The organism is Rahnella rivi, from assembly GCF_019049655.1.
In the GTDB taxonomy this organism is placed as follows: domain Bacteria; phylum Pseudomonadota; class Gammaproteobacteria; order Enterobacterales; family Enterobacteriaceae; genus Rahnella; species Rahnella rivi.
In genome coordinates, this window is record NZ_JAFMOX010000066.1 from 14,344 (window position 1) to 29,042 (window position 14,699).

Below are 14,699 nucleotides of genomic sequence, written 5' to 3' on the forward strand. Positions count from 1 at the left end.
CAAACTGATATTCTGCACCCCAACGCTATGGGATGGTGCAATCCCTTTGGGAACACCCGTTTAAATATAAAACTATAAGTCTGGAGTTTGGTATGAATCTTCCGCTCGTTCTTAACGTAGTGGTTTTTGTCGCTTTGCTTTTATTGCTGGCGCAAACACGTCATAAACAATGGAGCCTGGCAAAAAAAGTCCTGGCCGGTTTGGGTCTGGGTGTTGTATTCGGTCTGGCACTGCAACTGATTTATGGTTCAGATGACCCGATTCTGAAAACGTCAATTACCTGGTTCAATATTGTCGGCAACGGCTACGTTCAGTTACTGCAAATGATCGTAATGCCGCTGGTCTTTGTGTCGATTCTCAGTGCCGTGGCGAAACTGCATAATGCATCTTCTTTAGGCAAAATCAGTTTCCTGACCATCGGTACCCTGTTGTTTACCACGCTTATCGCCTCCCTGGTGGGTATCTTCGTCACCGGTCTGTTCGGACTCACCGCCGAAGGTCTGGTACAAGGCACGCAAGAAACAGCGCGTCTGACGGCGATTCAATCCAACTATGTGGGTAAAGTGGCTGATCTGAGTGTACCTCAGCTGATCCTTTCCTTTATTCCTAAGAACCCGTTTGCCGATCTGACCGGTGCAAGCCCGACGTCGATCATCAGCGTAGTGATCTTTGCCGCTTTCGTGGGCGTTGCTGCCCTGCAGCTGGTGAAAGACGATGCTGAAAAAGGCCCGCGTGTTCTGGTCTTCATCGATACCCTGCAGGCATGGGTGATGAAACTGGTCCGTCTGGTGATGAAACTGACCCCGTACGGCGTACTGGCGTTAATGACCAAAGTCGTTGCCGGCTCCAACATTCAGGATATCGTTAAGCTCGGCAGCTTCGTTGTGGCCTCGTATTTGGGTCTGGCGATTATGTTTGTCGTGCATGCCATTCTGTTGTCTTTCACCGGCGTGAATCCGATGAAATTCTTCCGTAAAGTGTGGCCGGTGCTCACTTTCGCCTTTACCAGCCGTTCAAGTGCAGCAACTATTCCGCTAAGTGTTGAAGCGCAAACTCGCCGTCTGGGTATTCCTGAATCCATCGCCAGCTTCGCCGCATCCTTCGGTGCAACGATTGGTCAGAACGGTTGTGCAGGTTTATATCCAACCATGCTGGCAGTGATGGTGGCGCCAACGGTCGGCATCAACCCGTTTGATCCGGTGTGGATTGCAACATTAGTGGGTATCGTGACCCTGAGCTCTGCCGGTGTAGCCGGTGTGGGTGGCGGCGCAACATTTGCAGCCCTGATCGTGCTCCCGGCAATGGGCCTGCCGGTTACCCTGGTTGCATTGTTGATTTCAGTGGAACCGCTGATTGATATGGGCCGTACTGCACTGAACGTGAGTGGTTCCATGACAGCCGGTACGATCACCAGCCAGATCATGAAACAAACTGATAAAGCAGTTATGGATTCAGAAGAAACGGCTGAGCTGGCACACCGCTAAGTACTGAATGCTGAACATGTTGAGCCGAAACCGCTGGCTTTGGCGACATGTTCAGTAATCAGAAACACACATTGCAGTTCATTAACATCGGGCCTGGTGCGTCATTCAGTCACATAAAAAAGCCGTAATCTCTGTGAGACTACGGCCAGTGTGAAACAGTCGACACCATCAGGCGTTCAAACAGAGCTTAACAATTCATTTCACGTATCATCATTTCGGTTTGCGAAGACGTCGTTCTGCTCGGCACAAATTCAGAATGGATAATCGTGGAAACCAATTTGCTCTGAAATGTTACGCGCTGCGGTATGCAGCATTGCAACGTAGTCACTCTTACTTTCTTCAGAGAAACGAATTGTCGGGAAGGAAATACTTAATCCGGCAATCACCACGCCGAAACGATCGAACACCGGCACGGCGATACAGCGAAGGCCCTGCTCCTGCTCTTCATTATCTTCCCCAAAACCCTGTTCACGGACCTGATCCAGCGCCGTTTGTAAGTCAGCGGCATTCATAATGGTATTTTCAGTGCTGCGGGTGAACTCAATTTCCTGCAACAGTGCGCTCACTTCAGCTTTGTCACCCCAGGCCATCAGCACCTTACCAATCGCCGTTGTGTGCAACGGATTGCGTCGGCCAATACGGGAATGCATACGCAGGTTGTACATGGAATCGATTTTGTGGATGTAGACGATGCCATCTTCATCCAGCGCGCCGAGGTGGATGGTTTCGCGCGTCAGGCGTGACAATTCACGCATCTGAATATCAGCGCTGCGGATCAGATCAACGTTTTGCAACGCCTTTGCACCCAGCTCGAACAATTTGAGCGTCAGTGAATATTTCTCTGACTCCCCTTCCTGCGCGACGTAACCCAGAGATTTCATCGTCTGTAAAAAGCGATACACCGTGCTTTTCGACATCATTACGCGTTGAGAAAGTTCAGTAATACCAATTTCGCGCTCTTCTCCGAGCGCCTGTAAAATACCAAAAACTTTCAGAACGGAAGAAACGGAATCGGGTTGCTTATCAAGATCTGCGATAGCCATAGAGTGAATTACCTGCTCGCGTTGGTTTTGTTTCAAAAAAAATAGAACGTGGTTTTTATTATAGTGGCAAGCGTCACACAGAAGCAATCAAGCCGTTGAACAGGAATGTGAGAACTGTTAACCCTGTTTCATAATATGCATAGACTAAATAATTCGTCACAGACTGTGACTGTTGTCACTTTCAGTTCATTAGCGTAGTAATATTACCCTCACTGATGACTATGCGCTGACAGATCCTATGACCCCAAATGCTATACCCAACGACGGACTTCCCCTTCCCCAGCGATACGGCGCGATTTTGGCTATCGCACTGGGTATCACAGTTTCTGTGCTGGATGGTGCGATCGCCAACGTAGCCCTGCCGACCATTGCCAATGACTTTCACGCCAGCCCGGCCGCGTCGATTTGGGTCGTCAACGCCTATCAGCTGGCGATTACCATCTCCCTGCTTTCACTCGCCTCTCTGGGGGATATTTTTGGCTATCGCCGCATTTATCAAACAGGTCTGCTGGTTTTTAGCATTACATCCTTGTTTTGCGCTCTGTCAGACTCCCTGATGACGCTGACCATTGCACGGGTTTTACAAGGTTTTGGCGCAGCGGCAATCATGAGCGTCAATACGGCGCTGATCAGGATCATCTATCCGCAACGCTTTCTGGGACGGGGAGTGGGAATTAACGCGCTGATTGTGGCCGTCTCCTCTGCCGCCGGCCCGACGATTGCTGCCGGGATCCTGTCAGTGGCATCCTGGCAATGGCTGTTCGCCATTAACGTGCCGATCGGTGTCGCGGCGTTGCTTTTAGGCCTTAAATTCCTGCCCGCCAATTCGACACGCAGTCAGGGGCAGCGTTTTGATTTTACCAGCAGCGTGATGAATGCCCTGACCTTCGGTTTGCTCATCATCGCGATCAGCGGCTTTGCTCAGGGTCAGAATCATGGCTTAATTTTGGCAGAGGTCATCGCCTTGCTGATAATTGGCTGGTTCTTTGTACGCCGTCAGCTTTCACAGCCTTTCCCGTTATTGCCGGTAGATTTACTGCGTATCCCGATTTTCAGCCTCTCCCTCGGCACATCACTGTGTTCCTTCAGTGCGCAGATGCTGGCGTTCGTCTCTCTGCCCTTCTTCCTGCAAAATACGTTAGGACTGAACTCTGTCGACACCGGTTTACTGCTGACGCCGTGGCCGTTAGCAACCATGGTGATGGCACCCATCGCCGGTCGCCTGGTTGAGCGTTATCACCCCGGCATGCTCGGAGGTATCGGGCTTATCGTCTTTTCAATCGGATTGTTTTCGCTGTCACTGCTACCGCCTGAGCCTTCACATCTGAATATTATCTGGCGAATGCTGTTGTGCGGCGCGGGGTTCGGGCTATTTCAGTCTCCCAATAATCACACCATCATCACTTCCGCGCCGCGAAACCGCAGCGGCGGAGCAAGCGGGTTGTTAGGCACCGCACGTCTTCTGGGGCAGACGACCGGTGCGGCTATGGTGGCGCTGATGTTTAACCTGTTTCCGGAACATGGCACACATGCATCACTGATACTGGCCGGTACTCTGGCAGGAACCGGCGCGCTGGTCAGCCTGCTCAGAATGACGCAGAAAACCAGCAGTCAAAAGGCTGCTGAAGACCTGAAATCCTGAGCAGATCTCAGAAAGCAAAATGCCCGGCGATTGCCGGGCATTTTTATGTGCAATATCTGAGGATTACTTCAGATATTCGCCGCTGCGAAGTGCTTCAATACGTTTATCCAGCGGCGGGTGAGACATAAACAGCTCACTGAAAGACTTAGATTTACCGTTGATGCAAAACGCCATCATGCTGCCCGCTTCCTGCGGCTCATGGCTGGTTTTCAAACGCTGCAATGCTGCGATCATTTTCTCACGGCCAACCAGTTTCGCAGAACCGGCATCGGCATGGAATTCGCGATATCGCGAGAACCACATCGTAATGATGCTGGCCAAAATACCAAAGACCAGTTCGAGCACTGTCGCGACAGCAAAATAGATCATCGGATTGCCGTTACTCTCTTCGCCGTCACGGTTGCCAGACAGGAAGCCTGAGGCGACCTGAGCAATCAGACGGGAAATAAAGATCACGAAGGTATTCACGATCCCCTGGATCAAGGTCATGGTCACCATATCGCCATTCGCAATATGGCTGATTTCATGGGCGATAACCGCTTCGGCTTCATCCTGACTCATGCTTTGCAATAAGCCGGTGCTGACGGCAACCAGAGAAGCATCGCGTCGCGCGCCGGTAGCGAACGCATTGATATCCGGCGCGTGATAAATCGCCACCTGTGGCATACCGATGCCCGCCTGCTGTGACTGGCGGCGCACAGTCTCGACCAGCCAGCGCTCTGTTTCGTTACGTGGCTGCTCTATAACTTCACCGCCCACCGAGCGCAACGCCATCCATTTAGACATCAGCAAAGAGACGATGGAACCGCCGAAGCCAAACAACCCGGCCATGATCATCAGCCCCGGCACGCTGCTGGACTGGATGCCTGTCAGGCTGAGCACCAGCCCAAAGACCAGCATAACTGCCAGGTTTGTCATCAGGAACAACGCTATACGCATCATAAAATTTTCAATTCCTCTTCGTTACTTCATTATTATTCATTGGATCCTGCCACCGGGACATGCCCGTCCGGCTGATACTGATCCTATGGGCTTCTTCCACGGATTCAAGCGTTCCGCGGCCTTAAAGGCCTAAAATCACAATACTTTACATTTTGAAGTATTTTATTTCACAGATAAAGCCACGCTATATAACATAGAGATTGCGCTGTCTTTCATTTTCACGGCATAAAAAAAGCGCACCGAAGTGCGCTTCTTAAATTCACAGGCAGATCTGCGAAGCGATTATTTCGCCGCAGCCGGAGCCTGATCACTCAATGCTTTTTCCAGCTTGCCGAGATCAACCGCGATATTGTCGGCTTCATCAAGATACGGATCCGGTGCCACATAGTCTTTTGGCAAATCATCCAAAGATTTCAGCGGTTTCTTACCTTCACGTTTGAAGCGTTCATTCAGGCGGTTAAGACGCAGTGCATCATCCTCTTTATCTTCTTTATCACGCTGAGCGTAATTCAGAGAGGCAATATCACGTTTATCTTTCAGCGCTTTGTAGCGTGCAATATCTTGCTGGATGTACTGGAACTCAGGGTCCTTAGCAATACGCGCATCGTGATTTTTCAATAACTCAGGCAGGAACGGCTTCATGTCACCTAATTTATTGTACGTCGCGGCGTTGATGCTATCCCACGGAAGCGCGTTATCTTCGAACTTCTCGCCGGTTTCAATCGATTCAATACCGGTAGGCATCAGAATATCCGGGGTAACCCCTTTACGCTGAGTGCTGCCGCCGTTGATGCGATAGAACTTCTGGATAGTGTATTGCACGGAACCCAGGGCCGGCCATTCCGGGCGCAGCATCTGATCGTAAATACGGTTCAGCGAACGGTATTGCTGAACGGTACCTTTACCAAAGGTCGGTTCACCCACAATCAGTGCACGGCCATAATCCTGCATTGCCGCAGCAAAGATTTCAGACGCAGAAGCACTGAATCGGTCAACCAGAACCACCAGCGGACCTTTGTAGTAAACGACACCATCGGTATCGCTATCCTGACGGATGCGGCCATTGTTATCGCGAACCTGAACCACCGGGCCACTTGGGATAAACAGACCTGACAGAGAAACCGCTTCCGTCAGTGCGCCACCGCCGTTGGTACGCAGGTCGATAACCAGACTGTTAACGTTCTGCTTAGCCATTTTTTGTAGCTGAACTTTGACGTCGTCCGTCAAACCAACGTAGAAGCCAGGAATGTCCATGACAGCAACTTTTTCAGAGCCGACATTTTTAATGGTCATTTTGACTGCACGGTCTTCCAGACGAATTTTTTCGCGCGTCAGGGTAATCACATGATTTTTAGCATTTTTGCCCGCTGGCAGGATCTGCAAGCGAACTTTGCTGCCTTTTGGTCCTTTGATGAGCGCGACGACGTCATCAAGACGCCAGCCGATCACATCAACAATCGGTGAGGGTTTACCCGCCTGAACCTGACCTACGCCGACAATGCGGTCACCCACTGCAATGGCTTTGCTTTTGGCCGCCGGGCCGCCTGCTACCATTGAGTTGATCACCGTATAATCGTCGTCACCCTGCAGAACGGCACCAATACCTTCCAGAGACAGGCTCATTTCAGTATTGAATTGCTCGGTGCTGCGAGGAGAAAGGTAATTGGTATGCGGGTCGATTTCATGCGCAAAGGCATTCATCACCAACTGGAATACGTCTTCGCTGTTGCTTTGGGTCAGACGCTTCATCGCGAAATGATAGCGTTTGGAGAGCACGTCGCGAATTTCCTGATCGTTTTTACCGGTCAGCTTGAGGTTCAGCTCGTCATATTTGACTTTCGCATCCCACAATTTGTCCAGCTCCGCGCGGTCTTTCGGCCACGGGGATTTACTGCGATCAAGTTGAATCGTGTCGTTGCCAGTGAAATCCATCGGGCGGGCAAGCACTTTTAACGCATAGTCGTAGCGTTCAAAGCGACGCTTTTGCGCCAGATTGAATAAAGCGTATGGCGTGGTTAACTGACCGGATTTCAGTTCCTCACCCAAGGTTGCACGTTTATCAGTAAATTGTGCGACATCGGAAGCCATCAATACGTTGTGGCCATAATCGAGCATGTTGAGGTAACGGTCGAAGATCTTCGCTGAGAAATCTGCATTAAGGTCGAACTGACGATAATGCGAACGGGTAAAGCGTGCCGTAACACGCTCGCTCACCGTGGCGTCCTGAGGATCCTGTGTCAGGTCAGGGAGTTGAGCAAGAGTGACCGGTGCACTCTCATTCGCTGCAAAGCTGGTATTAACCAGCCCTGCTCCTGCCATTAACAGACCTGCGATAACGCTTAATCTGACAAATTTGTTCATGCCTGAGTTGGCCTCCGTATCAGAACTGCAAGTGTTCTGCGCGCACGATCATCGCCAGACCCGAAGAGAGTTGAACGCGAACACCGTCTTTGGCAATTTCCAAAACGGTAGCATCCATCGCACTCTGTCCTGCTCTGACTTTGATTTCTTGGCCAATTTGCAGTTTTGAAATGTCTGTTACTGGCACATGACGCGGTTCACGTTTTTCCTCACGCGGTGGACGAGGTGTACGTGGTTTGCGATTTTCCTGACCAGCCACAGCAGCGGGCGCATTTTCACGACGCGGCGCAGGCTTTTTAGCGGCCGGACGTGGACGGCGTGGCTCAGTGGTTTCACCGGCTTCACGACGTTTAGCCTGTTGTTCTGCACGTTGTGCCTGAACGCGGGCTTTTGCTTCTTCCAACTGTTTACGGGCATGTTCGACGTGCTGCTCTTCCAGTACGCCACATGAATTACCATCAAGGTCGACGCGTTCAGCGCCCACTTTAACGCCGTAGAGATAGCGCCAGCTTGAGGTATACAGACGCAGAGCAGAGCGTAACTGAGTTTTGCTCAGATTCTCTTCACCTTGCACGCGCTCGACCAAATCCGCAAAGATACCGATCTTTAATGGGCGTGCTTCGCCTTCGGCGGTAAAACAGAGCGGGAACCGCTCAGCCAAAAAGGCGATGACTTCTTTACTACTGTTCAACTTAGGTTGATTTTCCATGAAATTTCCTGATTACAACGGGTTTGCCAACCGGCGCAGGCATGAACAGGCGCCATTATAATGACGCCATTATTAAATGCCACGTTATCCGACGATCAACTTACGATCAGATTGACATATTTTTCAGCATCACTGTTTTCAAGATGCTGGCAAAGCCCGCTGACTAACTCTGTCAGCCCCAGCTCATCAGCTTCATCAAAGCGCTGATAAACGGTGCTATCAATGTCTAATACGCCAATAACCGTCCCTTTCACCATAATAGGCAGAACGATTTCGGCATTACTTGATGCGTCACATGCAATGTGGCCCGGGAAGGCGTGGACATCGCCCACGCGCTGAACGGTATTTTCCGCCACTGCGGTACCGCATACGCCTTTTCCTACCGGAATACGCACACAGGCAATTTTACCCTGGAATGGGCCGAGTACCAGTGTGATGCCGTCCATCAGATAAAAACCTACCCAGTTGACGCCTTCAAGACGTTCAAACAGTAAGGCACTGGTGTTCGACAGAGTGGCAATAAAATTGTTCTCTCCGGCGATCAACGCGCTCAAATCACGTTTTAATTCCGTGTAGAATGCTTCTTTATTCATGTAGTAACCAATAATAACCTAAGGGCATTGAGCCGTTCTGGTGTGCTTAACCTCTCTAAAATAAGCATTAATTGCCCATATGAAAAGATTAATCCTGTGTGACATCAAAAAGACTCACCTACAATAACTGTTTGCCGACCGCATAATACGTTATTTTGTCAAAAAAACCTGGCTGATCTTGGCCTGATGGCCTCGCCTGCCCCCCTGAGGGGATGCGTAATTGTAACAACAGGTATTCTTACTACTCCAGGTACTATGAAAATACACACGATATCAGCCCAGATCCCGCAAGTTCGCTACCAACGCTGTAGCGAATGCGATCATCTTTTTTCGCTTCCGGCGCTGAAACGCACACAGACTGCACATTGCCCGCGTTGCAATGCCAAAGTCGAAAAGGGCCGGGTTTGCTCCCTGCCCCGTCTGATCACTATTGCCATCAGCATCTTATTGCTGATGCCTTTCGCATTCACCGAGCCGCTGATCAGCATCCGTCTGTTGGGCACCCGTATAGACGCCAGCCTGCTCGAAGGCATCTGGCAGATGTCGCGTCAGGGCGATCCGGTCACAGCCAGCATGGTCGCGTTTTGCACCATTGGCGCACCGCTCACGCTGGCCCTCTCCATCCTTTATCTGCATTTTGGCAGCAAACTCGGCATGAATCTCAAACCCGTGTTGCTGATGCTCGACCGCCTGAAAGACTGGGTCATGCTCGATATTTACCTGGTGGGCATGGCCGTCGCCAGCATCAAGGTGAAAGAGTATGCCGATATCAATGTCGGCGTGGCGCTGGCCGCGTATCTGATGATGACGGTCATGGTCACGCTGACCATGATAAATCTTAATATAGAACAGCTGTGGGAAGAGTTTTATCCGCAGCGCCAGCCTAAAGGCGTGCCTTCGTCGCTGCGTCTGTGTTTATCCTGCAAATTCACCGGTCAGCCCGATGAACGTGGACGGTGTCCGCGTTGCCATACGCCAATGCGTGTGCGTTACAAACACAGCCTGCAAAAAGCCTGGGCTGCGCTGATTGCAGCGATGATCTTTTTGATTCCCGCGAACCTGTTGCCCATTTCGATTATCTACGCCAACGGTCAGCAGTTGAAGGACACCATTTTTTCTGGCGTAGTGTCGCTCGCCACCTCAGGAAATGTTCCGATCGCCGCGATTGTATTCATCGCCAGCGTGCTGGTGCCCTTTACGAAAGTTATCGTGATGCTGACGTTGCTGCTCAGCATCCATTTCAAAGCGATTCAGGGATTGAAAACGCGCATTCGTTTATTACGGCTGGTGACCTGGATCGGACGCTGGTCGATGCTCGATTTGTTTGTAATTTCATTGATGATGTCGCTGGTAAATCGTGACCAGCTTTTGTCATTTACAATGGGACCGGCCGCCTTTTACTTTGGCTCCGCCGTGATCCTGACCATTCTTGCCGTTGAATGGCTTGATAGCCGCTTGATTTGGGATGCACATGCAACAGGAAACGCCGAATACACCGACTGAAGCACGGATAAAACACAGACGCCGGATTTCACCTTTCTGGCTGCTGCCATTTATCGCTTTACTGATCGCCGGGTGGCTGATTTACAGCAACTTTCAGGAGCGCGGCACAACAGTCACCATCGACTTCCAGTCTGCCGCAGGGATTGTGGCGGGCCGTACGCCTGTGCGTTATCAGGGTGTCGAAGTCGGGACGGTTGAATCCATCAGCCTGACCAAGGATCTGCGCACCATTCAGGTGAAGGTCAGCATCAAAAGTGATCTCACTGATGCGCTGCGCGATGGCACGCAATTCTGGCTGGTCACCCCGAAAGCGTCGCTTGCCGGGGTTTCCGGCCTTGATGCACTGGTCGGCGGTAATTATATCGGCATGATGCCAGGTCCGGGTAAAGAGAAAGACCATTTTGTGGCGCTTGATACGCAGCCTAAATTCCGCCTCAATACAGGCGAACTGATGATTCATTTGCACGCTAAAGATCTGGGCTCACTGAGTACCGGTTCGCTGGTGTATTACCGTAAAATTCCGATCGGTAAAGTTTACGATTACGATATTGAAAGCGGTAATAACGGCGTGACGATTGATCTGCTGATCGATAAACGTTTTGCCAATCTGGTAAAAGACAACACCCGTTTCTGGAACGTCTCAGGTTTCAAAGGTGATTTCAGCCTCAGCGGTGCGAAAGTACAGATGGAAAGTCTGGCGGCACTGGTGAACGGCGCTATTTCAATGGATTCCCCTAACGAAGGTAAACCTGCAAAAGCCGATCAGTCTTATGTCCTTTATCCCGATCTGGCGCAAAGCCAGCGCGGTGTAGAAATCGATCTGGATCTGCCGAATGGCAATGGTTTGTCCGAAGGCCAGACACCTCTGATGTACCAGGGGCTTCAGGTCGGTACGCTGACCAAAATCACCCTGCAGGCAGACAGCAAAGTCACCGGTAAACTGACCGTCGACCCGTCTGTGCTGGATATGATCCGCACCGGCACGCGCATTGAAATGAACAGCCCGCGCATCAGCCTTAACAATGCCAACCTCAGCCAGTTGCTCACCGGCAACACGCTCGAACTGATCCCAGGCGAAGGTGAACCGCAGAAGCATTTCGTGGTGGTGGACAGTAACCGCAAGCTGCTTCAGGACCCCGGCACCGTCAAAATTCAGCTGATTGCTCCGCAAAGCTACGGCATTGACGCCGGGCAGCCGATCAAACTGTATGGCATCACGGTCGGACAAGTGATGGATCGTAAACTGACCGACGAAGGCATCCTGTTTAACGCCGCCATCATGCCGGAATACAAAGACCTGCTGCATAAAGACAGCAAGTTTGTGGTCAACAGCCGCGTGGACGTCAAACTGGGTATCGACGGAATGGAAGTGCTCGGCGCCAGCGCTCAGGAGTGGGTAGATGGCGGTGTACGCATCATTCCGGGCACCAAAGGCGCACCGGCGCAGAAATACCCGCTTTACAGCAACGCTGAAAAAGCGGCCGAAGGTATTCAGGGTGAGCAACCCGGCGCAACGCTGACGCTGACCGCGAAAAGCCTGCCAGACGTACAAACCGGCTCTGTGGTGCTCTACCGTAAATTCCAGGTCGGTGAAATCGTTAATGTTCGCCCGAAGGCCAATGAATTCGACGTGGACGTTTACATCCAGCCGCAGTATCGCAACTTGCTCACAGATAAAAGTATTTTCTGGGCAGAAGGCGGCGCGAAGGTTCAGCTCAACGGCAGCGGTTTGACCGTTCAGGCTTCACCGCTCGATCGCGCATTAAAAGGCGCCATCAGTTTCGATAATCTGGAAGGCGTGACGCTGACCAAGGGTGCGAAACGTAATCTGTATGACTCCGAAACCTCAGCCCGCGCTGTCGGCAGCCAGATCGTTCTCAATACCTACGATGCCAGCAAACTGTCGCCGGGGATGCCGCTGCGTTATCTCGGTATCACTATCGGTCAGGTCGAATCCTTGAAACTGGATCAGCAACTGAATCAGGTGGCAGCCAAAGCGGTGCTATATCCGGAATATGTTGATGCGTTTGCCCGTCGTGGCTCGCGCTTCTCGATTGTCTCACCTGAGATTTCTGCCGGTGGCGTCAGCAATCTGGATACACTGCTCCAGCCCTACATTAATGTGGAAGCGGGCAAAGGCGCACCGACGCGCAACTTTGACTTGCAGGAATCAACCATAACCGATTCCCGTTATACCGACGGATTAGGGATTGTGGTCGATGCCGCCGAAGTCGGTTCGCTGCAAATTGGTACGCCGGTGCTGTTCCGCGGTATCGAAGTGGGTACCGTATCCGGCTTATACCTTGGCGCGATGGCCGACAGGGTGAACGTCACACTGCGGATCAGTAAGAAGTATCAGTATCTGGTGCGGGCAAACACGGTCTTCTGGCTGGCATCCGGGTATGACCTGCAATTCGGTCTGACCGGCGGCGTGTTCAAAAGCGGCACATTCCAGCAGTTCATTCGTGGCGGAATTGCCTTCGCAACGCCACCGACAACTCCTCTGGCTCCGAAAGCCGCCAGCGGCAATCACTTCCTGCTTAATCCGGAGGCGCCGAAAGACTGGCAGGACTGGGGAACCGCAATCCCAAGAAACTGATCGCCCCCTCACGCACACAGGCCACCTTCGGGTGGCCTGTTCATTTTGGTCTGTCGCAGCTGCCGTTCATCGGGTGTAAATATGCTAGACTCCGTCGCTGGAAAACTTATTCAGTTCTGGAACCGCACTCTTGTCAAAACTCACCACCACCGGCGCCTTCGCCGATAAATTACCCGCTGCCTTTCTCGATGCGACCCGCGCGATCATGCCTGAAAACCTCAGCATGGAAGATTTCATTGCAGCCTGTCAGCGCCCTCTTCGCCCAAGCCTGCGGGTCAATACGCTAAAAATCAGCGTGGCGGCATTTCTCGAACTGGCCGCCAGCTATCAGTGGGAATTAGAACCGGTGCCCTGGTGCGGGGAAGGTTTCTGGATCAATCGTCATGCTCTGGATGAATCACGCTTAGGCAACGCGCTCGCGCACCTTGCCGGGCTTTTCTATATTCAGGAAGCCAGTTCTATGCTGCCGGTCACCGCGCTGTTTGCCAACGACACCCAACCCGTGCTGGTGATGGACGTTGCCGCTGCGCCCGGTTCAAAGACCACGCAAATCGCCGCACTGATGAATAACCAGGGCGGCATCGTTGCCAACGAATATTCTGCCAGCCGCGTCAAAGTGCTGCATGCCAACGTCAGCCGCTGCGGCGTCAGCAATACCGCGCTGACCCATTTTGACGGCCGCGTGTTTGGTGCCGCCCTGCCGGAAACGTTCGATGCGATTTTGCTGGATGCGCCCTGCTCTGGCGAAGGCGTGATCCGTAAAGATGCCGATGCAATGAGTAACTGGTCGCAGGCCAGCGTTCTGGAAATTGCAACCACCCAGCGGGAACTTATCGACAGCGCGTTCCATGCATTAAAACCGGGTGGCGTGCTGGTGTATTCCACCTGCACCCTCAACGCGCAGGAAAATCAGCAGGTTTGTCAGTGGTTACTTGATACCTATGCGGATGCCGTTGAAGTGGAAACGCTTGAACACTTATTTACTGACGCATCGAAAGCCGTTACCCCGCAAGGTTACCTGCACGTATTCCCTCAGGTTTATGACTGCGAGGGGTTCTTTGTCGCGCGCTTTCGTAAAACTGATTCCGTCCCGCGGCTGCCGGTGCCCGGCTATAAAGTAGGCCGTTTTCCTTTCTCTCCTATGTCACGTCAGGAGAGCGCCGAGATCGTGAATGCAGCGCAACTGTCCGGCCTGCGCTGGCCGGAAAAACAGTTCACCTTGTGGCAGCGTGATAAAGAAATCTGGTTGTTCCCGGCCGTGCTGGAACCGCTGTTTGGTAAAGTCCGCTTCTCGCGTATCGGCCTGCGTCTGGCAGAACGTTTCCCGAAAGGTTTCCGCTGGCAGCATGAGGCCGTGATCGCTTTCAGCGCCGCGGATGCGGTGAATCGTTTTGAGATAAATGATGAACTGGCGCAAAACTGGCTGCGTGGCGTGGATATCTACCCTGACACGGCACCCCCGAAAGATGAATGTCTGGTGACCTGGCAGGCGCAACCGCTCGGTCTGGCGAAGCGGATTGGCAGCAGAATCAAAAATAGTTTGCCGCGCGAACTGGTCAGAGATGGCGCCATCCGCCATCTGAATTTGCCGAACGATCAGCTAACGTGATTGTTGCTAAAGTTTACCGCGCCAGAAGATCACCCTGCTGGCGCAGAATATTCTCTTTATACTTTTCTAAAAACAGCAAAATCCCCCAAAGACGCACTTTAGTTAATACTCCTTACTCATCCCTTTAAGTGAACTTCCGAGAGCTAATCTCATGAATCAAATGCATGATAAAAATTTTATCCTGCAAATCTTTGATATGAAGCTATTTTATCTA

Annotated in this window: 10 protein-coding genes; 5 read left to right on the plus strand and 5 right to left on the minus strand. The window is 51.8% G+C overall.

What is annotated here, in order from left to right; genetic code table 11:
* The first annotated feature begins 92 nt into the window (after positions 1 to 92).
* The gene (locus J1779_RS21105) at positions 93 to 1,484 is read left to right on the plus strand and encodes an L-cystine transporter (protein ID WP_217204684.1); all 1,392 of its coding nucleotides are present in this window, start codon (positions 93 to 95) and stop codon (positions 1,482 to 1,484) included.
* Positions 1,485 to 1,735: 251 nt separating this feature from the next.
* Here the strand turns inward: J1779_RS21105 and kdgR are convergent, their stop codons facing one another.
* Positions 1,736 to 2,527: a DNA-binding transcriptional regulator KdgR gene (kdgR, locus tag J1779_RS21110; RefSeq protein ID WP_056773416.1), complete on the minus strand. Its 792-nt coding sequence runs from the start codon at positions 2,525 to 2,527 to the stop codon at positions 1,736 to 1,738.
* Between the two features lie 238 nt (positions 2,528 to 2,765).
* Between kdgR and J1779_RS21115 the strand changes: the two genes are divergently transcribed.
* Entirely contained in the window at positions 2,766 to 4,169 is a 1,404-nt protein-coding gene (locus tag J1779_RS21115) for an MFS transporter (RefSeq protein WP_056773413.1), read from the plus strand.
* A gap of 63 nt (positions 4,170 to 4,232) precedes the next feature.
* Here the strand turns inward: J1779_RS21115 and htpX are convergent, their stop codons facing one another.
* The 4 genes from htpX to J1779_RS21135 all read right to left on the minus strand — a co-directional run bounded on the left by htpX (position 4,233) and on the right by J1779_RS21135 (position 8,774).
* Positions 4,233 to 5,111 (minus strand): protease HtpX, encoded by an 879-nt coding sequence (gene htpX / locus J1779_RS21120; protein WP_056773410.1) that lies wholly within the window; start codon positions 5,109 to 5,111, stop codon positions 4,233 to 4,235.
* 282 nt (positions 5,112 to 5,393) lie between these two features.
* Entirely contained in the window at positions 5,394 to 7,472 is a 2,079-nt protein-coding gene (prc, locus tag J1779_RS21125) for a carboxy terminal-processing peptidase (RefSeq protein WP_217204685.1), read from the minus strand.
* 19 nt (positions 7,473 to 7,491) lie between these two features.
* Positions 7,492 to 8,181, minus strand: coding sequence for an RNA chaperone ProQ (proQ, locus tag J1779_RS21130; protein ID WP_056773403.1), 690 nt, complete (start codon positions 8,179 to 8,181; stop codon positions 7,492 to 7,494).
* Positions 8,182 to 8,276: 95 nt separating this feature from the next.
* Positions 8,277 to 8,774 (minus strand): GAF domain-containing protein, encoded by a 498-nt coding sequence (locus J1779_RS21135; RefSeq protein WP_217204686.1) that lies wholly within the window; start codon positions 8,772 to 8,774, stop codon positions 8,277 to 8,279.
* 255 nt (positions 8,775 to 9,029) lie between these two features.
* Here J1779_RS21135 and yebS point away from each other — a divergent pair, with 255 nt between their 5' ends.
* The 3 genes from yebS to rsmF all read left to right on the plus strand — a co-directional run bounded on the left by yebS (position 9,030) and on the right by rsmF (position 14,485).
* Complete coding sequence (yebS, locus tag J1779_RS21140) at positions 9,030 to 10,277, plus strand: membrane integrity lipid transport subunit YebS (protein ID WP_056773397.1); 1,248 nt, start codon at positions 9,030 to 9,032, stop codon at positions 10,275 to 10,277.
* Entirely contained in the window at positions 10,246 to 12,876 is a 2,631-nt protein-coding gene (locus J1779_RS21145; protein ID WP_217204687.1) for a PqiB family protein, read from the plus strand. Before yebS ends, J1779_RS21145 begins: the two co-directional genes overlap by 32 nt.
* Positions 12,877 to 13,006: 130 nt before the next feature.
* Positions 13,007 to 14,485 (plus strand): 16S rRNA (cytosine(1407)-C(5))-methyltransferase RsmF, encoded by a 1,479-nt coding sequence (rsmF, locus tag J1779_RS21150; RefSeq protein WP_274388823.1) that lies wholly within the window; start codon positions 13,007 to 13,009, stop codon positions 14,483 to 14,485.
* The last annotated feature ends 214 nt before the right edge of the window (positions 14,486 to 14,699 follow it).